Here is a 23,036-nt window from a genome sequence, read left to right as displayed (position 1 = left end):
TGGGAGAGTAGGTCGCCGCCGGGAATTTTATCAAAAAGCCCCACCATTCTTTATGGTGGGGCTTTTTTTTGTTTCTGGTGATAGCAACTGCCAAGGCATACATACACTAATTACCGGATGCCAGCCGGAAGATGGACCGACTGGAGAAGCCTTTCGAGGTAATGAGAATTCATCTGTTTGCTTGCCAGGTACTGTTTAAGCGGGGGGAGTCTGAGAATCACCCCGAGAATTGCCGCCATTGCCCGATGGCTCCTCAGTGCCTGATTGTCGAAGATGAGATTTTGCAGGCAGTTGCGTTCGATTGCCATGAGAACCACGCGATGGGCAGTGTTGACCGGTGTGAGGACCCTCTTGGCGCGTGATTCCAGGATGAGTGCCCCGAAACGGCATGCTTTGACGCAGAGACCACAGCCAAGGCAGCGGTCCATGTCTATTTGTGGAGTGTTGATGCCGGTTCGCTCTATGCCCGTGGTTGCTGTGTGCTGCATCGCCTCCACCGGGCAGGCGGCGGCGCATCTGCCACATGCCATGCACTGCTCCGCCTGTACAATCGGGGCAAAGTTTGTGGTGTGCACCGGGTGAAGATTGGCGAAGCGCTTGGCGGCGAGCAGTGCGTCACAGCAGCAGCGGCAGCAATGACAGATGAAGTTGACCCCCTCCCGTACATTGTCCCCGAACTGAACGAGCTGCCTGTCGCGTGCCTGCTGGAGGAGGTCGAGGGCCTCGCGTGACCCGGCCTGCCGGGCATGGCCATGACGGATGAGCGGCTCAGCAACCAGATTGAAGGTCATGCAGATTTCCTGCGGCGCCGAACATGCCTTTCCGACATGGGACATCTTATGGCGACAGTAGCATCTTCCCACGCCGATCCGTTGTGCAGTACGGATCACCTCGCTCGCCCGCTCGTATTCCAGCACATGGCTGGCATTTTCTGACGAAAGGGCCGGTTCGTGTACGAATATCCTTCCCAGTTTCGTCTCCCCACGGACAAACAGGTCGCGGATGAAATCCTCTTCGACGTTGAGGTACTGGTAGAAGAGTTCGCTCAGCGCCTGCTGGTCGATGTCTGTTCGGACGCGCATGAGGGCGAATTCGAAAAATCCTGCCATGGGAGGAGGGAGGACGTAGAAGGTCTCATCTCCCTTCGTGAGATCGAGGAGAAGTGCGCGGTAGGCAAGCCCGTCCAGCAGTGTCCTGGCTTTGCTCTCCGTCATGAGCCATACCCCGGCAGCCCGCTTGGCAGTGAAAGGCATGAGCGGAAGACGGGATACGAGCTCTGCCTCCCGTTCGCTGACGAGGAGTGCGAGGATGTCATAGAGGAGCGGAGAAGGGAACGCTCCCTGGGGGAATCTGTTGAGGCGATCCACCAGTTGCCGGTAACCGGTTTTCGGCATGTGGTGTGACATGGCGTCTCCCGTCGCGCGCGAGGTGGTCGGTTTCGTAGGAAATTCTCCAAAGAACCGTATCGATAAGGTACGGGCTCTCTCGGCATCAAGTGACCCGGCAGGTTATTTACCTACCGACACGTTCAGTGTTGTCGTACTGATCAAGGTCTGGTCGTTCGTGATTTTTCGATCGTTGTAACGGTTGAGGTCGTAGACCAGACGGGCCTGGATCGAGTAACTGCCCGGTCTGAGCTTGGGAGACCAGCTCAGTACCCGTTCTTCGCCGGCACGGATGATCTGCTCGTGGGGGCCCTGGGCGTCTGCCTGCATGGCGGCTTTGGCGTCGGGGCGTTGTCTGTCGTCTTCCAGGTATTTTCGGTCGTCGGGTCGGGCGCTGTACCAGGGAGCGAACAGCCATTCGTGCTGCTCCACGACTTTGCCGCGTTTATGCTTGGCGTACACCTGCAGATAGATGGCGCGGCGGTTTGATCCGGTCGGCACGGAGTGGCCGGCGCCGATATTGATGAGGCGAAATTCGAACGATGCCGCTCCCGCCGTTGGCTGGACAATGACCTGACTCAGGGCATTCTGCAGGCGTTGTACCGACCGTCCACCGGTCCAGAGGTGGCGTGCCACCACCCGTTCCGGCACGTCGCTGTTTTCCGCCAGTTTCCTTGTGGTGCGGGGCATGTGGCAGTCCTGGCAGTTCTGGCTCCCCAGTCCCTGTTTCCAGAAATCGTCCCGCCATTCAAGGAATGTCTGGGTCTGCTTTCCCACTACCCGTTTACCGAGGCTGTGGCAGTAGGCGCACATGAGGGAGGTTTTCATCCGGACATCGGGAAAATTGTTATGGGGGGCACGCAGATTGTACGGGCCGCGAATTTTCCCGTCGGGGGTGAGGTGACAGCTGGCACACGTCAACCCGCCCGCTTCCTGGTCTTTCGGGCGGGGTGCGGGTTTGAAAACTTCCGCCACGTCCATGTCCGGAATCTCGAAGGCTTCGGGGAAGTGGCAGACGTTGCAGGACTTTCCTTCTTCCTCGGCCTCCCGGGCGTGAATGGGGAAGGGATCGACACCGGCCATGGCGTGGGCGGTAGTGGTGGATGAAACATTGGCGGGAAGGTCGAGCCTCTGCTCGTGGGGGGATTTCAGCGCAACACCGCGATTGCGGATATCGCTGCCGAATCCCAGGGCGAATTCACGGTATATGGCCTTGTGGCAGGCGCCGCACACCTCTGAGGGGGTGGCGGTCCCCAGGGGGAAGGTCACGGCAGCGACTGCTGATGGTGGCTGAGATGACGGCGTTTCGTTCTGGGCAAGGGACTTGTGGGTGGAGAACATTCCGAGCAGAAGAGTGAAAAGCAGGTAACGGCGCGTGATCATGGTCGGTTTCCTTCGCGTGCAATGGTATCATGAGCTGTCGGTCCGTACATTCTACCACCAAAATATGGCAGAGCCAGTTTAGCCCACGACGGGTGATCACTCCCCGATAACTTCACCTCCACCTGCTTTCGGCGCGCACCTGCATCTCTTTAGATGTCGATATTCTCCTGGAACAGCAGGGTGAGGGTATTGAGCTCAAGGGCCGCCAGGCTCCCCAGGCCGGGTTTCCCCGCATAGACACAGCCGTTGTCGAGGGTTATGAGGCCGGTTGCCAGGCTCGCCTGGATCTCGTGGCGGGTTTTCGGGGTGTGACCGCAGATCAGCCTGCGTCCACCGAGCTTCACGCTGTCGGTTCTGGTGGGGCGGACCCAGAGCATGGCATCCCGGTCGCTGAAGGGGTCATCGAGGTCGAAATTCAGGCCGGCGTGGACGAGGACCACATCGTCCAGTTCCAGGTATGCGGGGAGAGCGTCAAGCATCGTGCGGTGGGGAAGGGGTATCTCGCAGGCATCCTCAACGCCGTAACTTGCCAATGTGGCGCCTCCGCCGTTGAGCATCCAGAGACGGAACGAGTCCCGGTCGCGGCAGGCATTCAACAGCATCTCTTCGTGATTTCCCCTCAAAGGATGGATGGCAAACCCGCTGTTGATCCAGGTGCGGATCAGTTCAAGCACCTCGCGGCTGCTCGGCCCGCGGTCGATATAGTCCCCCAGCAGGTAGAGGGTGTCAGTTGGGTCGAGGCGAATTACCTTTTCTACCAGGCATCGCAGGGTGAGGGCGCATCCATGGATATCGGGAATGACGAAACGTCGGGAGCTCATGGCGATATTATACACAATACCCCCTTCGCGTGTAACCGTCTCTATGGTATTGTGGTGACTCCTCCGCCCCATGGCGGTGTTTGGGGGGTATCATGAACCTGTTCCTGGTAACGTTTTTCCTGGTGTATGGCGGTGTCCATCTCTACACCTTCTTCAAGGCGCGGCAGGCCATCGGCTTCGGTCCCCTGGCAGGTACCCTGCTCGCCCTCTTTCTCGCTGCGATGGTGATAGCCCCGCTTCTGGTCCGTTCCACCGAGCGGCACGGTTACGAAACGGCGGCGCGCCTCACGGCCTACGTCGGCTACGGCTGGATGGGATTTCTCTTCCTCTTCTTCTCCGCCGCCATGGCCGTCGACTGCTATCGTCTTGTTCTCTTCCTGGCGGTGAAGGTGTGGCACTTCGAGCCGGGAAGGCTGGTCCTTTCCCCTCGGGCAGCATTCTATCTCCCCCTCGTCTGGGGGGTGGCGACATCTCTCTACGGCTACTTCGAGGCAAGGGATATCCGTGCCGACCGGGTCGTGCTACGAAGCCCCAGGATACCCCGGGAGGTGGGGAAGTTTGTCGTCGTGCAGATGTCCGACGTTCATCTCGGGCTGATCGTCAGGGAAGAGCGGTTGGCAAGGATGCTGGCCCTTGTCAGAGAGGCAAATCCTGATCTTCTTGTTGTCACCGGCGACCTGGTGGATGGCCAGATCAATGGTCTTGCCGGGCTTGCCGAGCAGTTTCGGCAGATCACGCCCCCCTATGGCAAATATGCGGTCACGGGTAACCATGAATTCTATGCCGGCATCGACCAGGCGCTGGCATTCGAGAACCGGGCCGGCTTCACCCTGCTGCGGGGGGATATCAAGCCCGTCACCGCTTGGCTGACCCTGGCCGGGGTTGATGATCCCGCGTACAGTCGGGTCGAGGGGAAAGGGGCGACTGCTGAAACCCATCTTCTCGCGTCACTCCCCCGCGACAGGTTCACCATTCTCCTCAAGCATCGGCCGACCGCCGAACAGACCAGCATGGACCGATTTGACCTGCAGCTCTCGGGTCATGTCCACAAGGGGCAGATTTTCCCTTTCAATCTCGTTACCTATCTTTTCTATCCCGTCAAGGCAGGCCTTACCAGGCTCGGCAACGATTCGTCCCTGTATGTGAGCCGGGGGACCGGCACCTGGGGGCCGCCTCTGCGGTTCCTTGCTCCGCCGGAAGTGACCGTGATCGAACTGCACCCGGCGTCCGGTGAGTGAATAAATACTGTTTACTTCACCATTGGTGCATGTTAAGAATGGGCATTGCCGTGTAAAGAGGGAGGGGGACATGGAGCAGACGGGTGACAAGAGTGCAAAGCCGGAACTCAAGCTGGGTGAGCTGCTCTGTCAGGCTGGAGTCATAAGCCAGGAGCAACTGGACCAGGCTCTCAACCTACAGAAGCAGAAGGGGGGGAGGATCGGTTCCCTGCTCCTCGACCTGGGGGTTCTTACCGTTCCTTCCCTGGTTGCGGCGCTCAAGGAAAAGCACCAGGTGAATTCGGCCGACCTGTACGAGCTGGAGATATCGCCCAACGTTCTCGGCATCCTTCCCCTGGAAAAGATGCAGCAGTTTCAGGTGCTACCGATCGCGGTCGGTCCGAAGAGCGTGTTTCTGGCCATGGCCGACCCCAGCGATGTGACGGCCATCAACGAGCTGGAGTTCTTTTTCGGCCGCAGTGTCCAGCCCATTGTCGTTCCCGACACCCAGTTGCAGGCAGCCCTCCGGCATCTTGAAAAAAGCCCGGTGAACGGTAAGCCGTTGCGGGGCATGGAATTGCAACGGCCGGCAGGCTCCGTGGCGGTAACGAGCGCAACAGGCGGGTTGCCGTCGCTTCACGACCTATGCCGTATGCTTGTGGAAGAGAAGGGATCAGACCTCCTTCTCTCAGCTGGCGCTCCCCATACCCTGAAAAGGCATGGACAACTGGTGCGGCTTCCCCATCCGGCGCTCACCCCCGACCAGACAGCCGCCTACGCGCGGGAGATTATGACCCCCAGTCAACGGGAGGAGTTCGAGCGAACCAATGAACTCGATTTTGCCTTCACTTATCCCGACATATGCCGTTTCCGGGCCAACATCTACCGCCAGAGGAGTTCCGTCGCCCTCGCCATCCGGACCATCGTCGAGGAGATACCGACCCTCGCCGAACTCGGCCTTCCTCCCTGGCTGGGAGAGTTTGCCCTCCGTCCCCACGGCCTGATTCTCGTCAGCGGCCCGACCGGCAACGGCAAGACCACCACTCTCGCCGCCCTCCTCGACCTGATAAATTCCCACCGGCAGGTGAACATCGTCACCATCGAGGAGCCGATCGAATACCACCATCGCCACAAGAAGAGCAATGTGAACCAGCGGGAGGTGGGGATCGACACGGACTCTTTCCACGAGGGGCTGAAACGGGTTTTTCGGCAGGCGCCCGACGTAATCGTGGTGGGGGAGATGCGCGATCCCGCCAGTGCCGCCATTGCCATCCAGGCCGCCGGAACCGGCCACCTGGTCATGACCACCCTCCATGCCCCCACCGCCACCGCCACCATCGAACGGATCATCGACATCTTTGCCCCCAACCAGCAGCAGCTGATCAGGGCCCAGCTGGCGGAAAGCCTTCTTCTGGTCCTCAACCAGCGGCTGGTGCCGACGAAGGACGGCAAGGGGGTAGTCCTCGCCGTCGAAAAACTCGTCAACAGCAGCCGGGTCCGCTCCTTCATCCGCGAAGGGAAGACCCATCAGATCAGGAACATGTTCCAGCAGGGGGCGGAGGACTTTCTGCCCCTCGACTTCACCCTTGCCCAGCTGTGCCGGGAGGGGAAGATCAGCCAGGATGAAGGGTTGAAACTGTGTGAGAACCAGAACTTCTTCCAGGAAATTGCGGCGCGCAGACCGGGCCGCTAACGTCTTTCCACCTCCATTGCGGGCATATTCAAGGGGGCTTCGCTGTATGAAGCCCCCTTGCTCTTTCCTGCAATTCTTTCCCCCGAACAAGCCATAAGCTTACCGACATTGTTCTCATTGTTAACCCGCAGTTTATGGTTGGTTGACGATTGGGGCGGGGTTGTGCTACAAGAAGGAGGTGTCGGGCGGGAAAGGGGTGTTACGGTGAACGGTTTTCGTGAAGAACTGGAAGGGTTGCGGCAGCAGGGGCTGTTCAGGAGCCTGCGGGTCGTAGGAGGGCCCCAGGCTGGGCGGGTGCTGCTCGACGGACGGGAAGTGCTGCTCCTCTGTTCCAACAACTATCTGGGGCTGGCTGACCATCCAGCGCTCAAGGAGGCGTCGATCCGGGCGGTTGAGCGGTACGGGGTCTCCAGTGGCGCCTCCCGCCTGGTGTCCGGTACCATGGAGCTGCATGATGCCCTGGAGAAACGCCTGGCAGCCTTCAAGGGGACGGAGTCGGCGCTGGTCTTCAATTCCGGTTATGCGGCCAATACCGGCATCATCCCCGCTCTGGTCGGCAAGGGGGACGTGATCTTCTCCGACCGGCTCAACCACGCAAGCATCGTGGATGGGGCACTCCTTTCCCGGGCCAGGTTCGTCCGTTACCCCCACAACGACATGGCTGCCCTGGGCCGGCTGCTTGCGGAGACGGACGTTGCTGGCCGGCGACTCATCGTCACCGACGGCGTTTTCAGCATGGACGGTGATCTGGCTCCCCTCGCGGAACTGGCGGCCCTCAGGCGGAAGTACGGCGCCCTCCTCATGGTGGATGACGCCCACGGCACGGGGGTCCTCGGTCCGACCGGACGGGGGAGCGCCGAACTCTGCGGAGTGCCGGGGGAGGTCGATATCCAGATGGGGACGCTGGGGAAGGGGCTGGGGAGTTGCGGTGCATACGTCGCGGGTTCCCGGGAACTCGTCGAACTCCTCGTCAACCGGGCGCGGAGTTTCATCTTTTCCACGGCCCTCCCGCCGGCGGTGCTGGCGGCGTCCCTGGCCGCCCTCGATCTGGTGGACTCCCCGGCGGGTGCCAACCTTCGTTGCCGGCTTGCCCGTAATAGCGAACTGTTCAGGAACTCTCTCCGGGATGCCGGCTTCGATACCATGGGGAGCGAAACCCAGATCGTGCCGCTCTTCGTCGGGGATGCTGAGCCGACCATGGAGTTCTCCCGGCGACTCCTGGCCGAAGGGTTCTTCGTGCAGGGTATCCGCCCCCCCACCGTCCCCGCCGGCAGCTGCCGGCTTCGCTGCACGCTCATGGCGACCCATGGGGAAAATGACCTGGAGCGGGCGGTGGCGGCCATCGGCAGGGTAGGGCGGGAGCTTGGGGTAGTGTGATGGGTAAAGGGTTATTTCATGCCGCAGTGTGAAACCCCGACCGGGGTGTCCATCCATTACGAAGTGTCCGGTACCGGTCGGCCGCTGGTGCTCGTCCACGGCTGGGCCGCATCAGGAGCCTTCTGGCGGTTTCAGGAGCCCTTGGCGGAGAGTTGCCGGCTCGTCACCGTCGATCTGCGCGGCCACGGCCGCTCCAGTTCACCTGCATCCGGCTATGGCCTTGCCGACCTGACGGATGACATCGCTGCCCTCTTTGATGAACTCGACCTGACGGACGCGGTTCTCCTCGGCTGGTCCCTCGGCGCCCAGGTGGCGCTTGCCGCCTTTCCTCACCTGCGGCAACGGCTTGCGGGGCTTGTCCTGATTGGCGGCACTCCCCGCTTCACTCTGGCCGACGGTTACGATTACGGTCTTCCCCCTGCCGAACCGCGGGGGATGGGGGCAGGGATCAGACGGGATTTTCAGAAGACCATGGGGGGGTTCTTCCGGAGGATGTTCGCCGCCGGCGAGCTCTCCCGCGAGCAGGAAAACCGCCTTGCCCGGGAGATCGTCATCCCCGGCAGGCTGCCGGAGCCCCGTGTGGCGCTCGCCACCCTCGACATCCTCTCCACCGCCGACCTGCGGGACACGCTCCAGGCCATCGACCTGCCGGTCCTGCTTATCCATGGCGGAGCGGATACAATATGTCTGCCGGCGGCTTCCCGTTACATGGCGAATCATCTCCCCCATGCCCGTCTCGTTGAGATGGCAGGAGCAGGGCATGCGCCGTTTCTCTCACGTCCCGAGGAGTGTAACCGACTTCTTGCCGCCTTTCTGGAGACTCTCCATGGTCGGGATTGATCGACAGCGGGTCCGCAGCTCGTTCCATCGCCACGCGGCGGAGTACGAAGCGTACGCCGACGTGCAGAAGCGGGTGGTTGCTCGATTGACGGATATTCTCAGGGATGAGTCGCTGACTCCCGCATATCTGCTCGATATCGGAACCGGCTCCGGCATGCTTCTGCGCGCCCTGCACGGTCTGTATCCGACTGCCCGACTGGCTGGGCTCGACCTGGCCCTCGGCATGTGCCGGACGGCCAGGGGAGGCTTCGATGACTCTGACAGGGTGGGGGTGCTGGCGGGGGACGCTGAACGGCTGCCGTTCCGGGATGCGGCGTTCGATCTGGTGGTTTCCACATCCACGTACCAGTGGCTGGAGGAGCCGGTTCCTGCATTCATGGAGGCATTGCGGGTGCTCCGGCCGGGGGGGCTCTTCTGTTTCGCCCTCTTCGGGGAAAAGACCCTGTATGAGTTGCGCAGTTCCTACCGGCAGGCCCATACTGCCGTCTGCCACACGGAAGAATCCCGAACCCACACGTTTCACTCGCGGGAGCAGGTTCACGCCGCCCTGACGGCGGCCGGTTTCGCCGTTCCGCGCACCAGTTCCGAACTTGAGGTGGAGCAGCATGCCGATGTACCTCCCCTTCTGCGGGCCATCAAGCGGGTAGGTGCCGGCAATGCCGCGCCGGTCAAGGGGCGCGGTCTTGCCGAGCGGCGGGTCATGCTGGAGATGATGGATATCTACCGGCGGGAATATGCTACGGATGGCGTTGTCCCGGCTACCTACGAGGTGATCTACGGCGTGTGCCGCAAGGAGTGACAAGCGGCTTCGTTGCTGCATGAAGCCCCCAGAAGGCATTTTTCGGCGTGCTTCATCTTTTTGATCTCGATTTCCCGCCTCCCCGCACTGCTCCGGTCGTGTCCACCCTCCAGATAGAAGAGTTTCTCCGGCCTTCGTCCCCGGAAATACTTCGCACCCGTACCCGCGGCATGTTCCCGAAGTCGCCGGTCAATGTCCGTCGTAATCCCCGTGTAGAGCGTGTTGTCGGAACAGAGGATGATGTAGACCTGCCAGGTCATTGTCGGGAGTCTGTCCGCAAGTGCATCAGACCGCCTGCAGCACGAAGCACTTGAGATACTCGGTTTCCGGCACCGCCAGCAACACCGGATGGTCGGGGGCCTGGGAGCGGACCTCCACCAGCCGCATCTCCCGTCGCGCCTGGAAGGCCGCGGTCTTAAGGAGGTCGTGGAACAGCTCCCTCCCCATGTGGTAGGAACAGGAGCAGGTAATGAGATGTCCTCCCGGTTTCAGTAGTTCCATGGCCCGACGGTTGATGGTGAGATATCCCTTTTCCGCCTCTTTGAGGGTCTTCCTGCTCTTGACGAAGGCGGGTGGGTCGAGGACGATGACGTCGAAGCTGCGCCCTTCCGTTTTCAGGCTCCGGAGCCGGTCGAATACGTCCACCGCCTCGAAGGCCATCCGATCCGCCATGCCGTTCAACTCACCGTTCTCCCGTGCCAGGGTGATTGCCCGCTCCGAGATGTCGAGGCAGGTTGTCCGGGAGGCACCGTACGCTGCCGCATGCACTCCCCAGCTTCCCGAATAACTGAAGCAGTCGAGCACCTCCCTGCTGAAGGCAAGTCGTTCCAGCAGCCGGTGATTCTCCTTCTGGTCGAGAAAATGGCCGGTCTTCTGCCCCTCCCGGAGGTTGACCCGGAAGCGGAGGCCGTGTTCCTCCATTTCGATAATCTCGGGTATCTCCCCGTAAAGGAGTTCGACGGTTTCCGTCAGCCCCTCGAGCCCCCGCACCGCCACATCGTTCCGGGCAATGATCCCCTTCGGCGCCAGGATTCCCACCAGAGCCGTGGTGACGAGCTCCCGCCGCACGTCCATGCCGCAGGTGAGAAACTGCACTGCCAGGTGGTCGCCGTACCGGTCCACTACCAGCCCAGGGAGGAAATCCCCCTCGCCATGGACCAGCCGGTAGGTCGTCATTTCCGGGTAGAGTTCCCGGCGGCAGGCGAGGGCCTTTTCCAGGCGCTCCCGGAAGAATGCCGTGGCATCGATGTCGGTCCGTTCCCGGCTGAGGAGCCGGGCGGCGATGAGTGAGCGGGGGTTGTAGTAGCCGGTGCCGACGAAGCCGCCGCCAGCGTCGTAAATCTCCGCAGCGCGTCCCGGCTGGCTGTCTCCCTCCAGTCCGCGAATTTCGTTGCTGAAGACCCACGGATGACCGCTCCGGATCCGCCTGTCTTCACCTTTTCCCAGTATGATCTTGAGCATGGGCTCCCGTCTCTTTCGTCGTGGATCGCAGCTGAAATGAAAATCCCCTCGCTCGGGAGGGGATCGATGATAATGCAGTCCTGAAGTAATGCCGGTCAGCTGAGGAGTTCGATGAGTTTCCTGGCCAGGGGGTGGACCACGGTGTAATGGACTTCGACCCCATCTCGTTTCCCTTCGATGATCCGCTTGTTCTTGAGGAGCGCCAGGTGCTGTGACACCGTGGCCTGGGGAAGCCCGAGGCATTCCCAGATGTGTTTTACATTACATTCCTTGGTGCAGAGCCCGGCCACGATCTTCAGCCGGACGGGATGGCCGAGGACCTTGAGGATTTCAGCCTCGTTATCAAAGTTTCTGCTTTTGTCGAATTCCTCGGATCCCATCGGACCACCCCCTTTTGCGAGAAGATATCCATATATATATAATTTTCCGAACTGACTGTCAATAAGAAGCTGCTTATGAACGGTAGAGCTTCATGCTGAAATGGCAGGCGGCAAGGTGTCCGGGGTCCCGTTCCGTCAGCAGGGGGGTGGTGCTGCTGCATACTCCTTCTGCGTAGGGGCAGCGGGTGTGGAACGGGCATCCTGGAGGGGGGGACAGGGGTGAGGGGGGGTCGCCCGGCAGGATGATCCGCTTGTTACCGGTCGGGGGGTGGATGTGGGGGACGGCTGACAGGAGTGCTTCCGTGTAGGGGTGAAGAAACCGCTCGAACACCGCGTCGCGGGGGCCGGTTTCGACGATGCGCCCCAGGTACATGATGGCGATCCGGTCGCAGAGGTGCCGCACCACCGACAGGTCGTGGGCAATGAAGAGGAAGGCCAGGTTCAGTTCCCGCTTCAGTTCCTGGAGCAGGTTGATGATCTGGGCCTGGACAGAGAGGTCGAGGGCCGATACCGGTTCGTCGGCGACGAGCAGGCGCGGTTCCACGGCAAGCGCACGGGCAATGCCGATCCGCTGCCGCTGGCCGCCGGAAAATTCGTGGGGATAGCGGAAAAAGTGCTCCTCTGCAAGGCCGACTTTTTCCATGAGGCGTGCCACCCGTTCACGCAGTTCCGAACCGGAAGCATAGCCATGGACGACGAGGGGTTCGCCGATGATGTCCCCCACGCGTTGACGCGGGTTGAGGGAGGAAAAAGGGTCCTGGAAAATGAGCTGGGCGGCCCTGCGGAAGGAGGCGAGATCACGTTTGCCCATCTCCGCCAGGTTGCCCCCCTCGAACAGCACTTCACCCTTTGTCGGGGGAGTAAGGCCAAGGAGGAGCCGGGCGACGGTGGACTTGCCGCAGCCCGATTCCCCTGCCAGTCCGACCGCCTCGCCGGCTGCAAGGCTCAGGTCCAGTCCGTCGACTGCGTTTAACGTCTGGCGGGGTGCAAAAGGGCCGGAGGCAACAGGAAAATATTTGGCAAGGTTTCTTGCTTCAAGGAGGGGAGCGGTCATGGGAACTTCCAGCAGCGGACCAGGTGGTTGCTGCTGGCCTCCTTGAGGGGTGGGGTGGATTGCCGGCACTCCCAGGTCTTGGCCGGGCAGCGGGGGCAGAAACCGCATCCCTGCTGCTCATCCGCCAGGTTGGGGACATGGCCAGGAATGGTGGCGAGCGGTTCTCCCGGAACGGCGTTCTGGGGGAGGGATGCGAGGAGCCCGCACGTATAGGGGTGGAGGGGGTTCTGGAACAGTTCGGCAGTCGGTGCCGTCTCCACGATTTTTCCTGCGTACATGATGGCGGTCCGGTCGGCCCGTTCGGCAACGATCCCCAGGTCGTGGGTGATGAGAAGGAGAGCCATGCCGTTTTCCCGTTGCAGCCGATCGATCAGTTCCAGGATCTGGGCCTGGATGGTGACGTCAAGGGCGGTGGTCGGTTCATCGGCAATGAGAAGCCTGGGCTGGCAGGCAAGGGCCATGGCGATCACGATCCGTTGCCGCATTCCGCCCGAGAGCTGGTGGGGGTAGTCTTCCACACGCTGTTCCGGTGCCGGAATGCCTACCAGGCCGAGCAATCTGACCGTCTCCGCGAGCGCTTCCCGCCGGGTGAGGTTGCGGTGCAGCCGAAGGACTTCCCCGATCTGGTTTCCGACGGTAAGGACCGGATTGAGGGAGGTCATGGGCTCCTGAAAAATCATGGAAATGCTGTTGCCGCGTATATCGCGCATCTCCTTGTCGGACAGAAGCAGCAGGTCGGTGCCGCCAAAAACGATACTGCCGCTGACAATATTCCCCGGAGGTGGAACCAGCCGCATGAGGGAGCAGGCGGTCATGCTTTTGCCGCACCCCGATTCGCCGACGATGGCAAGGGTTTCACCTTCGTTGAGGGAGAAATCGACGCCATCGACCGCTTTCAGGGTCGATGTTCCGAGGTGGAAATGGGTGGCAAGGCCGGTGACGTTGAGAAGGGGGGGCAAGCGCTCGCTCCTGGGGGTGGGTGATGGACCTGCGGATGAACGTGGTAGGAGCAGGGTTTCGGGTTGGCAACGTTATACCACGAAATGAGGGGAGGGGCAAATCCTTTGGGGAGGAGAGGGGGGACAGGTTACGTGTCTAGGCAGCGGAGATGCAGATGGGAACCCGTGGTTGCCCGTATTCCTGGGTGCCATCGTTTGCTGAAATTGCGGCGAAGCTGAACTTCCCGCTCCGGAGAACTTCGACGAACGGCTGGACCAGGTCGGGGTCGAACTGGGTGCCGGCGTTGTCCACCAGTTCCTTGATGGCGACATCCAGAGAGAGCGCCTTGCGGTAGGGACGGTCGGAGGTCATGGCGTCAAATGAATCGGCGATGGCAAGCATGCGTGATTCCAGCAGAAGCTGGTCGGCTGACACGTTGTTGGGATAGCCCTTGCCGTCGAAGCGCTCGTGGTGCTGGCCGATGCAGAGGCGGACGTCGCTCAGGAATTCGATCGGCTCCAGTATTTTCATGCCGATAACCGGATGCTGCTGCAGTTCCCGGATGTCCTCCGGGGTGAGCCGCCCTTCCTTGTGGAGAAGGCTCAGGTCGATGCCGATCTTGCCGATGTCGTGGAGAACGGCAGCCCGCTCGATGATTTTGAGCCGCTCGGGTGGCATGTCCAGTTTCTTCGCGAGTTCCATGCAGTAGCGGGTTACCCGTTCCGAATGGCCACGGGTGTAGCTGTCACTGGCTTCAATAGCGGAAACCAGGGCATGGATGGTGTTCATGTAGGTTTTCTGCTGCTCTTCGTAGAGCTGGACATTCTTGATGGCAATGCTTGCCTGGGCAGCGATGGTGGTGAGGAGGTCAAGATCTTCATTGGTGAAGACCGAGTTGTCGATCTTGTTGACGACGGTGATGGTGCCGATGGTTTCGTCCTTGGTTTTCAGGGGGGCGCAGATGAGCGTTTTTCGTTCGTACCCCATGGCGCTCATCCGGTCGAATTCCGGGGTTTCATGGATGTCGGTAATCAGCCGGGGTTTGCCGTTGTTGATGACCCAGGCGGAGACGCTGGAGGGCTTCATTTCCAACTCTCCCTTTTCCGGGGAGAAGGTATCATGGCCGAGCAGGGTAGTTACCTTGAGAACGTTCCGCTGGCGGTCATGAAGCATGATGTAGCCTATCTGTGCCTCCAGGGTATCCATGGTGGTCTTTACCACCAAGTCGAAGAGTGGCTTCGATTCCATGGTGGAATTGATGGCCAGGCCGACTTTGTAGAGGGTGGAGAGCCTGGTGACCGCCTTTTCCAGGTTGGTGTTCTTGTCTTCCAGTTCTCCTGCAAGGTCGGCGATCTTGTAGTTCGCCTCCTCGATTTCTTCGATCCGTTCTTCCAGTGAGACGTTGAGGTTTTCTATCTCCTTCAGCTGGTCTTCCAGCCGATGGTTCATCGTGTGGATTTCCCGGTGGTGGGCGAGCTTTTCCTGTGCCCGGGCCAGTTCGCGTTCATGGCTTATGGCCGACTCCACCATTCCTTTCAACCGTTCCACCATTCGGTTGAACTTGTCCGACAGCAGGCTCATCTCCTTGCTGCTGGAAATGGTGGTCGTGCAGTCGAAATCTCCCCCCTCGACCTTCTGCATGGAGGAAATCAGCTGCTGGATAGGGCGATCGACGTAATGGATAAGGAACAGGGAGATGGTAATGATGATGAGGCAGATTATGATGAACGTGGATGCGGTGACGGTTTTTCGTTCTTTGGCGACGAGGGCGTCAAGATTGGCAAGAGACAGTTCGATCTCCATAATCCCCAGGACACTCTGGGTCGAGGGGTGGCAACCGTAGCAGTCGGGCGTATTCATGATGCGGGTGTAGGAATCGTACACCTTCTTTGTGGAGTTGTATTCCTTGAGGGGGAACGTCCCCTTGCGGATCAGTTTCAGGTCGGAGGCGGGGAGCATCTGGCCGATCTCCTCCTCCTCGGCGGAGTTGATAATGACCCCCGATTCGGAGACGACACGGATATCGGTTATGAAATTTGAGGAACGGATCTTCTTGAAGAGCTCCCGGACCTCTTCCGAATGACCGGAACGCATGGCGTTGATGACACTGCTTTTGATGGTTTCGATGATGACCGTGGTATTGTGGTCGGCAAGGTTCCTGATCAATTCCGCATTCTGCCGGAAGCTCAGGAAGGCGGCAATGACGAGAATCGTGACGACGATTATCGTGATGAGGCCGAGTATTTTGACTTTCAGTGATTTCATGTCACCTGCTTTGTGTAAAGGGCGCTTTCGGTTTTCTACTCCATTTAGCCGGGGATATCAAGTCATATAGCGATTAGAACTGGTTCCTTAACCTGCGGCTAATGCTCGTACGCTAATAAAGCTGTTGAACGTCAGCGGGGTGCTCAGTCGTGGTTGTACGCTGTGCAGGAGGCCAATGTCGTTGGCTATGCGCTGACATGGGTGTTTACGTCATTTCGCCGAAAACCCGCAAGAAAACTCCATCCAATTGCACCCTGCGGTTCGCGCCCGGCCGGTACAGTCTTCTGTCACTGCAATTGGCTTGCCAACTCGGAGCTTTGTGGGGAGCGGGACAAGGCGATAAAATCGTTGACTTTGCGACCGGAATTGTGATTCTATCGACCAGTTTTGAATAAGGATTGTACTACTTGAAATTACTAATTGCCATACTCTTTTGCATCTGCTTTTTTCACGGCGGGGTCGGGCGGGGAGAGCCCCTTCAAACCGACCTCATCCGGGTTGCATTGCAGAAGGGGAGTGATGCCGTTTCGCTTGATGGCACCGGTGTTCTTGCCCTCGCCGATGATGGGGAGCCTCTCCGCCTCAATCTGCCGCTGCAGGTCAAAAGGGTCAGGGACGGACTGGCGGTGAACGGCAGAACAGTCCGCAAGCTGGTGGCATCAGCCCCCGCGTTCTTGCTCATCAACGGCAAAGGGTACCGGGGAACCATTGAAATCACCCCTTCCGACAAGGGACTCCTGGTCGTTAACGAACTCCCCCTCGACGAGTACCTTGTCGGCCTCATTAACTGCGAGATATCGTCGCAGTGGCCGATGGAGGCCGTCAAGGCACAGGCTGTAATCGCACGTTCCTACGCGGTATACCAGCGCCAGGCCCGGAAAAACGCCCCCTACCACCTGGAGTCGAGTGTCCTTGATCAGGTGTACGAAGGATGCGACATCGAAGACAGCCGGGCCGCCCGGGGGGTACAGGAAACCGCCGGGGAGGTCCTGTCCTACGATGGCGGTGTCATCCAGGCCTTTTACCATTCCAACTGTGGTGGCCATACGGAGGCTTCCGAGAATGTCTGGGGGTTTCCACTTCCCTACCTGCGGGGCGTTGACTGTGCGTACTGCGAGACGGCGCCGTCGCTGAAATGGGAACAGACCCTCCCCCTCCGGCGTATCGAGTCGCAGCTCAAGAACAGCGGCTTCCAGGTGGCCGGTCTCAAGGATATCCGGCTCGGGCGGCGTAACGCCAGCGGCCGTCTGGTGGATCTGACGCTCGTAACAGCTACCGGAAGGCAGACCATACCGGCAACCAGATTCCGGATGGCCGTCGGTTCAACGATTATCAAGAGCACCAACTTCGAGGTGAGGATTGCGGGCGAAAATGCCCTGTTCAGCGGTGCGGGTTACGGACACGGAGTGGGGCTCTGCCAATGGGGAGCCAAGCAACGGGCGAGCGATGGATTTGACTACCGGGAGATACTGAGTTATTACTACCCCGGGACGCGGCTGGCCAGGATCTCCGGCGACTGATCATGGAGCTGGAAGAGTTCGATTATCACCTCCCCCCCGAGCTGATTGCCCAGGTTCCTGCGGCCCGGCGGGATGCGGCCCGGTTGATGACCCTGGAGCGGTCCACAGGGAAGATCGGCGAAACGGTCTTTTCCGAAGTGGCCCGCTTGTTCCGTCCCGGCGATCTGCTCGTGGTGAACGACACGCGAGTGATACCGGCCAGGCTTCTCGGCAGGAAAGAGAGTGGCGGCCGGGTGGAGGTCTTCCTGGTGCGGCGTTTGCCCGGAGACGGTGAGCGCTGGCACTGCCTGATCCGGGCTTCCAAGTCGCCCGGACCGGGAACGGTCCTTCTCCTGGCAGACGGCATGACTGCCAGGGTCGAGAGTCGTACCGGCGACGACTGCTGGCAGGTCGCCTTTTCGCCCGGCGGGGATTTTGCCACCTGGCTGGAGCGGCATGGCAGCATGCCGCTTCCCCCCTACATTCGGCGGGTTGCGGAAGAGCATGACCGGGAACGTTATCAGACCGTATTCGCCACAACTAAGGGTGCCGTAGCCGCACCCACGGCGGGTCTGCATATGACTCCCGAACTTTTGGCCGCCCTGGTGGCCGGAGGGGTCGAAGTAGCGCCGATAACCCTTCACGTGGGCCTCGGCACCTTTATGCCGGTCCGTGTGGAAAAGCTGGACGACCACCGGATGCATCGGGAGGAGTACTTCATCCCGGCCGGGACGGCGGAGGCGGTTGCCCGGCGAAAGAGGGATGGGGGAAGGGTGGTGGCTCTTGGTACCACGACCACACGGGCGCTGGAGCAGGCGGCTGCTGATGACGGGACGGTCATTGCAGGAGCGGGTGAAGCGGATATTTTCATCCGGCCCGGTTACACCTTCAAGGTCGTCGATGCCCTGATCACCAACTTTCATCTGCCGAAATCGACCCTGCTCATGCTGGTCAGTGCCTTTGCCGGCAGGGACCTGCTGCTGGAGTCCTACGCGGAGGCGGTGCGGCGTAAGTTCAGGTTTTTCAGCTACGGCGACGCCATGATGATATGGTAAAAGCAGTTTTGAATTTTGAGTTTTGAATTTTGAATTGAGAAGCTCAAAACATGCAACTCAACATTTACACTCTGTCAGGAATATTTTGCCCGCTATAGATTTCAAGGTTATAAAGCAGGACGGGACGACAGCGGCCCGGCTCGGCTCTTTGACAACCCCCCACGGCACCATCGCGACGCCGATCTTCATGCCGGTGGGAACCCAGGCGACGGTCAAGGCGATGACCCCGGAGGAACTTCGGGAAGTGGGCGCCCAGATTATCCTGGCCAACACCTATCACCTCTATATCCGGCCGGGGCACGAACTGGTCGGACGTCTTGGCGGCCTGCACGAGTTCATGCACTGGCCGGGGCCGATTCTGACCGACAGCGGTGGCTTCCAGGTCTTCAGCCTGGGGGAACTGCGCAAGATAACCGAGGACGGGGTACGGTTCCAGTCGCACCTTGACGGCTCCTACCACTTCATCTCCCCCGAGAATGCCATGGCTATCCAGGAAGCGCTCGGGGGTGACATCATCATGTGCTTCGATGAGTGCCCTCCCTATCCGTCGGAATACGCCTACGTGGAAAAATCCCTGGGACTTACCACCCGCTGGGCCCGGCGCTGCAAGGAGTCGCATGCTCGGACCGACCAGGCGCTGTTCGGCATCGTCCAGGGGGGAATGCACCGCGAATTACGGGAGCGGAGTGCTGCGGAGCTCATGGAGATCGGTTTCGACGGCTATGCCCTCGGCGGGCTGTCGGTGGGGGAAGAGAAGGAACTGATGTACGAGGTGATGGGGTACTGCGCACCCGTTCTGCCGGTTGACCAGCCCCGCTACGTCATGGGAATCGGTGCGCCGGAGGATCTGATAGAGGGCATTCACGCCGGCTTCGACATGTTCGATTGTGTCATGCCGACCCGCAACGCCCGGAACGGCATGCTCTTCACCTCCTTCGGCAGGGTTAACATCAAGGGGGCGGCGTATGCCGAGGACCGCTCTCCCCTCGACCCGGAATGCGGCTGTTACGTCTGCAAAAACTACAGTCGGGCATATCTCCGGCATCTGTACCGTTCCGGAGAGATACTTGCCTCGCGGCTCAATACCTGGCACAATCTGCACTACTACCTCAATCTCATGACCCAGGCGCGTGAGGCCATCGGTGCCGGCCGGTTCGGGGAGTTCAGGAAAGAATTTTACGCAAAGAGGTTTTCACTGTAGGGGCGAATCTTGTATTCGTCCCTGATCTGGGGCGATCACGAGGATCGCCCCGACAAAAACTGAATGTTATTTATGGAGGTTTCAGCTATGGTAGGTATGTTAGGTCTGGCATTTGCGATGGGTACCCCACCGGAAGGAGCTGCCGGCGGGCAGTCGGCAATCATGAATCTGGTGCCGCTTGTTTTCATGTTCGGTATTTTCTATTTTCTCCTCATTCGCCCCCAGCAGAAAAAGGCCAAGGAGCACCGGGCACTGCTCGATGCGCTGAAGAAGGGTGATGCGGTGGTGACCGCGGGGGGTATGCACGGCAAGGTGACAGCCATCGATGAAACGGTGGTTACTCTGGAAGTGGCCACCGGCGTCAATATCAAGGTGAATAAAGGGCATATCGCCAGCGTGACCAAGCCGGGAGCGTAAGCGCAACCCCTTGTGCCAGCCCGCGCAGGGGGCGCAAGGAATTGCGCTCTGTCTGTATAATCATCCGTAATTCCAGGCTGCCGGTAATGTGCCGGACATGCCATGCCGAAAGGAGCATCCTCAATGTCCAAGGGTTTAACTTGGCGCGTCAGCATGATTCTGGTTTTCCTGCTCTTGTCGTTTCTCTACCTGACCCCGACTCTGGTCAGCAACCTTCCTTCCTGGTGGCAGGGGTATCTCCCCAAGGACAAGATCCACCTGGGGCTTGATCTCCAGGGGGGGACCCACCTGGTGATGGAGGTGGAAACCCAGAAGGCGGTGGAAGGGACTCTCGACATCATCGCCACCGACCTTGAAGATTCCCTTTCCGCCCAGAATCTCCGCTTCAAGCATATCAGCCGGGTCGGCTCCGACAAGGTGCAGCTCGTCCTCTACGACAAGGCGACGGCCGAAAACGCCCAGAACCTGGTCAAGAAGAAATATCCCGAAATGGAACAGCTGCCGACCTACGACGAGGGGGGCTTCGTCAACATGTCGCTCCGGATGAGCGACAAGGTTGCCCAGGATCGCCGTGACAAGTCGGTACAGCAGGCCCTGGAGACCATCCGCAACAGGATTGACCAGTTCGGCGTTTCGGAGCCGGTCATTCAGCAGGAGGGGATCAACCATGTCGTGGTCCAGCTTCCCGGCATCAAGGACCCGAAACGGGCCATAGAACTGATCGGCCGGACTGCCCGGCTGGAGTTCAAGCTGGTGGACGAGAATATCAACGCGGCCACCGCTACTCCCGGGACCATCCCCGAGGATGACGAGCTCCTCGTCGAGAAGAGGACAGATCCCGCTACCGGGGCAGTCACCGAAATCCCGCTGGTGGTGAAGAAAAAGGCGATGATCACCGGTGACCTCCTTACCGATGCCCAGGTGCGGATCGATTCCCAGTTCAACCAGCCCTACGTGGCGATCGACTTCAACTCCACCGGCGCCAGGCTGTTCGACCAGGTCACTGCTGCCAACGTGGGAAAACGGTTTGCCATCGTCCTGGACAACAACATCTATTCCGCACCGGTCATCCGGGAACGGATCTCCGGCGGCAGCGCCCAGATCTCGGGCTCCTTTACCGAAAAGGAGGCGGCTGACCTTTCCATCGTCCTGCGGGCCGGTTCACTGCCGGCGCCGGTCAAGATCATCCAGAACGTGACGGTCGGCCCGTCCCTTGGGCAGGATTCCATCCACAAGGGGCTCATTGCCGGCCTTGTCGGCGTCATGCTCGTTGTCGTCTTCATGGCCGTCTACTACAAGCTTGCCGGCCTTGTCGCCAACTTCGGAATGGTCCTCAACATCATCTATCTCATGGGGGCGCTGGCTGCGCTCGGTGCGACCCTCACCCTTCCCGGCATCGCCGCCATCGTCCTTCTGGTCGGGATGTCCGTCGACTCCAACGTCCTCATCTTCGAACGCATCCGGGAGGAACTGCGGCTCGGGAAGACACCGGCGGCGGGGGTAGATGCGGGGTATGACAAGGCGTTCCTGACCATCATGGACTCCCACGTCACCACCCTCATTACGGCGGCGGTCCTGTTCCAGTTCGGTACCGGACCGGTAAAGGGGTTCGCGGTCTCCCTCAGCCTCGGTATCATCATCAATCTCTTCACATCGCTGCTGGCCACCAGGGCGGTGTTTGACTTCTTCCTCAGCCGCATGCACGTGAAGAAGCTGAGCATATAGGGAGGACTTCCATGGAACTCATTGGCAAAACGAAGATAGATTTCATCGGGATGAAGAAGATTTCCTTCATCATCTCCGGCATCATCTCCATCATCGGCATCATCGGCATCATCCAGATCGGTCGCGGCGCGGCCAACATGGGGATCGACTTCTCCGGCGGCACGTCGGTCCAGCTCAAATTCAGCCAGCCGATCGCCATGGAACAGGCACGGGCTGCCCTGGCGAAACATAATCTGGCCGAGGCAAACCTGCAGGAGATCAAGGAAGGAAACAAGCTGCTCGTCAAGGTGGGGAAGACTACCCTGGCGACCGGCAAGGCGGCCGATACCATCGTCGAGGTCTTTACCAAGGAAATTCCGGGAAACACCTTCGTCGTGGAAGGGTCCACCGAAATCGGTCCTTCCATCGGCGATAAACTCCGGAAGGACACCCTCGTCGCGGTGGCGATCTCTCTGCTCGGCATCATCATCTACATCGCCTGGCGGTTCGATTTCAGGTTCGGCGTCGGCGCCACCCTTTCCACTCTTCACGATGTCCTTGCCATGATCGCCGTTTTCTTTGTGCTGGGGAAAGAGATCAACCTCCTCCTCATTACGGCGGTGCTGACCATTGCCGGCTATTCCCTCACCGACACCGTGGTGGTCTTTGACCGGATCCGGGAAAATCTCCACAAGAACCTCAAGGAGTCGATGCCGGCCATTTTCAACAGGAGCATCAACGAAGTCCTTTCCCGTACCATCGTCACGTCTATCACCACCTTCCTTGCAGCCGTGTCGCTCCTGCTCTTCGGTGGCGAGGTCATTCACGATTTTGCCTTCGCTCTTGTGGTAGGGGTCGTGGTGGCCACCTACTCATCCATCTTTGTCGCCAGCCCGATTGTTGCATTATGGGAAGAGCGTGCAGCAGCACAGGCTAAATCTTAGAAGAAGGGGGCCCTTGTGAAAAAAGAGCAGATTCTCGTTGCGGTTATTGCCCTGGTTGCCGGACTGCTGCTGGGCATACTTTTCTTCGGTGGCAAGAAGGATGCGGTGCCGGTCGGTGGCGGCGTTCCCATGGGTGGAGGTGCTCCTGCCGACTATCAGCAGCGGATTGCCGAAGTAGAAAAGATTGTGGCGCGGGAGCCTGGCAACGTCCAGGCCTGGATCCAGCTGGGGAATGACTATTTCGACACCGACCAGACCCAGAAGTCGATCAATGCCTACGGAAAGGCGCTGGAACTCGACCCGAACAATACCAACGTCCTGACCGACCAGGGGGTCATGTACCGGAAGATGGGGTGGTTCGACAAGGCGATTGCCAACTTCGAGAAGGCGCAGAAGCTCGACCCGAAACACCTGCAGAGTCTCTACAACCTGGGGGTGGTGTACGCCCAGGACCTGAAGCAGCCTGCAAAGGCAGCGGAAGTATGGGAACGTTACCTGAAGATGGACTCGACCAGCCCCACTGCCCAGCAGATCAAGGCGATGATGGAACAGTTCAGGTCCCCGTCGGGGAAATAGGAAACTCGCGACCCCGCCGAAAGGCG

Annotated in this window: 21 protein-coding genes; 12 read left to right on the top strand and 9 right to left on the bottom strand. The window is 59.9% G+C overall.

Features of this window, described 5'->3' with window-relative positions:
* Positions 1 to 110: 110 nt before the first annotated feature.
* The 3 genes from KI810_RS16420 to KI810_RS16410 form a co-directional block, all read right to left on the bottom strand.
* A complete protein-coding gene (locus KI810_RS16420) occupies positions 111 to 1,406 on the bottom strand; it encodes a 4Fe-4S dicluster domain-containing protein (protein ID WP_214176649.1) in 1,296 nt (431 codons plus the stop codon).
* Between the two features lie 102 nt (positions 1,407 to 1,508).
* Positions 1,509 to 2,768 carry a CxxxxCH/CxxCH domain-containing protein gene (locus KI810_RS16415; protein WP_214176648.1) on the bottom strand — a complete coding sequence of 420 codons (1,260 nt, stop codon included), beginning with the start codon at positions 2,766 to 2,768 and terminating at the stop codon, positions 1,509 to 1,511.
* A gap of 149 nt (positions 2,769 to 2,917) precedes the next feature.
* Positions 2,918 to 3,604, bottom strand: a complete 687-nt coding sequence (locus tag KI810_RS16410; protein ID WP_343213519.1) for a metallophosphoesterase family protein — start codon at positions 3,602 to 3,604, stop codon at positions 2,918 to 2,920.
* A 77-nt stretch (positions 3,605 to 3,681) separates the two neighbouring features.
* Here KI810_RS16410 and KI810_RS16405 point away from each other — a divergent pair, with 77 nt between their 5' ends.
* The 5 genes from KI810_RS16405 to KI810_RS16385 all read left to right on the top strand — a co-directional run bounded on the left by KI810_RS16405 (position 3,682) and on the right by KI810_RS16385 (position 9,515).
* Complete coding sequence (locus KI810_RS16405) at positions 3,682 to 4,827, top strand: metallophosphoesterase (protein WP_214176647.1); 1,146 nt, start codon at positions 3,682 to 3,684, stop codon at positions 4,825 to 4,827.
* A 70-nt stretch (positions 4,828 to 4,897) separates the two neighbouring features.
* Positions 4,898 to 6,499 carry a PilT/PilU family type 4a pilus ATPase gene (locus tag KI810_RS16400; protein WP_214176646.1) on the top strand — a complete coding sequence of 534 codons (1,602 nt, stop codon included), beginning with the start codon at positions 4,898 to 4,900 and terminating at the stop codon, positions 6,497 to 6,499.
* A gap of 204 nt (positions 6,500 to 6,703) precedes the next feature.
* Entirely contained in the window at positions 6,704 to 7,876 is a 1,173-nt protein-coding gene (gene bioF, locus KI810_RS16395; protein WP_214176645.1) for an 8-amino-7-oxononanoate synthase, read from the top strand.
* A gap of 18 nt (positions 7,877 to 7,894) precedes the next feature.
* The gene (locus KI810_RS16390) at positions 7,895 to 8,716 is read left to right on the top strand and encodes an alpha/beta fold hydrolase (protein ID WP_214176644.1); all 822 of its coding nucleotides are present in this window, start codon (positions 7,895 to 7,897) and stop codon (positions 8,714 to 8,716) included.
* Entirely contained in the window at positions 8,703 to 9,515 is an 813-nt protein-coding gene (locus tag KI810_RS16385) for a methyltransferase domain-containing protein (RefSeq protein ID WP_214176643.1), read from the top strand. The genes KI810_RS16390 and KI810_RS16385 overlap by 14 nt, the downstream gene beginning before the upstream one ends.
* On the opposite strand, the gene KI810_RS16380 is transcribed toward KI810_RS16385, so the two are convergent.
* The 6 genes from KI810_RS16380 to KI810_RS16355 all read right to left on the bottom strand — a co-directional run bounded on the left by KI810_RS16380 (position 9,491) and on the right by KI810_RS16355 (position 15,614).
* Positions 9,491 to 9,775, bottom strand: a complete 285-nt coding sequence (locus KI810_RS16380; RefSeq protein WP_214176642.1) for a GIY-YIG nuclease family protein — start codon at positions 9,773 to 9,775, stop codon at positions 9,491 to 9,493. The two genes, KI810_RS16385 and KI810_RS16380, sit on opposite strands and share 25 nt — an antisense overlap.
* A gap of 25 nt (positions 9,776 to 9,800) precedes the next feature.
* Entirely contained in the window at positions 9,801 to 10,976 is a 1,176-nt protein-coding gene (locus KI810_RS16375; protein ID WP_214176641.1) for a class I SAM-dependent rRNA methyltransferase, read from the bottom strand.
* 95 nt (positions 10,977 to 11,071) lie between these two features.
* Positions 11,072 to 11,356, bottom strand: coding sequence for an ArsR/SmtB family transcription factor (locus KI810_RS16370; RefSeq protein ID WP_214176640.1), 285 nt, complete (start codon positions 11,354 to 11,356; stop codon positions 11,072 to 11,074).
* A gap of 73 nt (positions 11,357 to 11,429) precedes the next feature.
* On the bottom strand, positions 11,430 to 12,410 hold the full coding sequence (locus KI810_RS16365) for an ABC transporter ATP-binding protein (protein ID WP_214176639.1): 981 nt from the start codon (positions 12,408 to 12,410) through the stop codon (positions 11,430 to 11,432).
* Entirely contained in the window at positions 12,407 to 13,369 is a 963-nt protein-coding gene (locus KI810_RS16360; protein ID WP_214176638.1) for an ABC transporter ATP-binding protein, read from the bottom strand. The genes KI810_RS16365 and KI810_RS16360 overlap by 4 nt, the downstream gene beginning before the upstream one ends.
* Positions 13,370 to 13,505: 136 nt before the next feature.
* Entirely contained in the window at positions 13,506 to 15,614 is a 2,109-nt protein-coding gene (locus tag KI810_RS16355; protein WP_214176637.1) for a GAF and HD-GYP domain-containing protein, read from the bottom strand.
* 407 nt (positions 15,615 to 16,021) lie between these two features.
* Here KI810_RS16355 and KI810_RS16350 point away from each other — a divergent pair, with 407 nt between their 5' ends.
* The 7 genes from KI810_RS16350 (at position 16,022) to KI810_RS16320 (ending at position 23,010) form a co-directional block, all read left to right on the top strand.
* Positions 16,022 to 17,134: a SpoIID/LytB domain-containing protein gene (locus KI810_RS16350; RefSeq protein ID WP_246525775.1), complete on the top strand. Its 1,113-nt coding sequence runs from the start codon at positions 16,022 to 16,024 to the stop codon at positions 17,132 to 17,134.
* Between the two features lie 2 nt (positions 17,135 to 17,136).
* Positions 17,137 to 18,168: a tRNA preQ1(34) S-adenosylmethionine ribosyltransferase-isomerase QueA gene (gene queA, locus KI810_RS16345; protein WP_214176636.1), complete on the top strand. Its 1,032-nt coding sequence runs from the start codon at positions 17,137 to 17,139 to the stop codon at positions 18,166 to 18,168.
* An 85-nt stretch (positions 18,169 to 18,253) separates the two neighbouring features.
* On the top strand, positions 18,254 to 19,369 hold the full coding sequence (gene tgt / locus KI810_RS16340; RefSeq protein WP_214176635.1) for a tRNA guanosine(34) transglycosylase Tgt: 1,116 nt from the start codon (positions 18,254 to 18,256) through the stop codon (positions 19,367 to 19,369).
* 96 nt (positions 19,370 to 19,465) lie between these two features.
* Positions 19,466 to 19,786: a preprotein translocase subunit YajC gene (gene yajC / locus KI810_RS16335; RefSeq protein WP_214176651.1), complete on the top strand. Its 321-nt coding sequence runs from the start codon at positions 19,466 to 19,468 to the stop codon at positions 19,784 to 19,786.
* A 123-nt stretch (positions 19,787 to 19,909) separates the two neighbouring features.
* Positions 19,910 to 21,511, top strand: coding sequence for a protein translocase subunit SecD (gene secD, locus KI810_RS16330; RefSeq protein ID WP_214176634.1), 1,602 nt, complete (start codon positions 19,910 to 19,912; stop codon positions 21,509 to 21,511).
* An 11-nt stretch (positions 21,512 to 21,522) separates the two neighbouring features.
* The gene (gene secF, locus KI810_RS16325; RefSeq protein ID WP_214176633.1) at positions 21,523 to 22,434 is read left to right on the top strand and encodes a protein translocase subunit SecF; all 912 of its coding nucleotides are present in this window, start codon (positions 21,523 to 21,525) and stop codon (positions 22,432 to 22,434) included.
* Positions 22,435 to 22,449: 15 nt separating this feature from the next.
* Positions 22,450 to 23,010, top strand: coding sequence for a tetratricopeptide repeat protein (locus tag KI810_RS16320; protein WP_214176632.1), 561 nt, complete (start codon positions 22,450 to 22,452; stop codon positions 23,008 to 23,010).
* The last annotated feature ends 26 nt before the right edge of the window (positions 23,011 to 23,036 follow it).

It is taken from the genome of Geomobilimonas luticola (assembly GCF_018476905.1).
Classification (GTDB): Bacteria; Desulfobacterota; Desulfuromonadia; order Geobacterales; family Geobacteraceae; genus Geomobilimonas; species Geomobilimonas luticola.
Note: the sequence above shows the minus strand (reverse complement) of the source record. Positions and strands in the feature narration are given on the sequence as shown.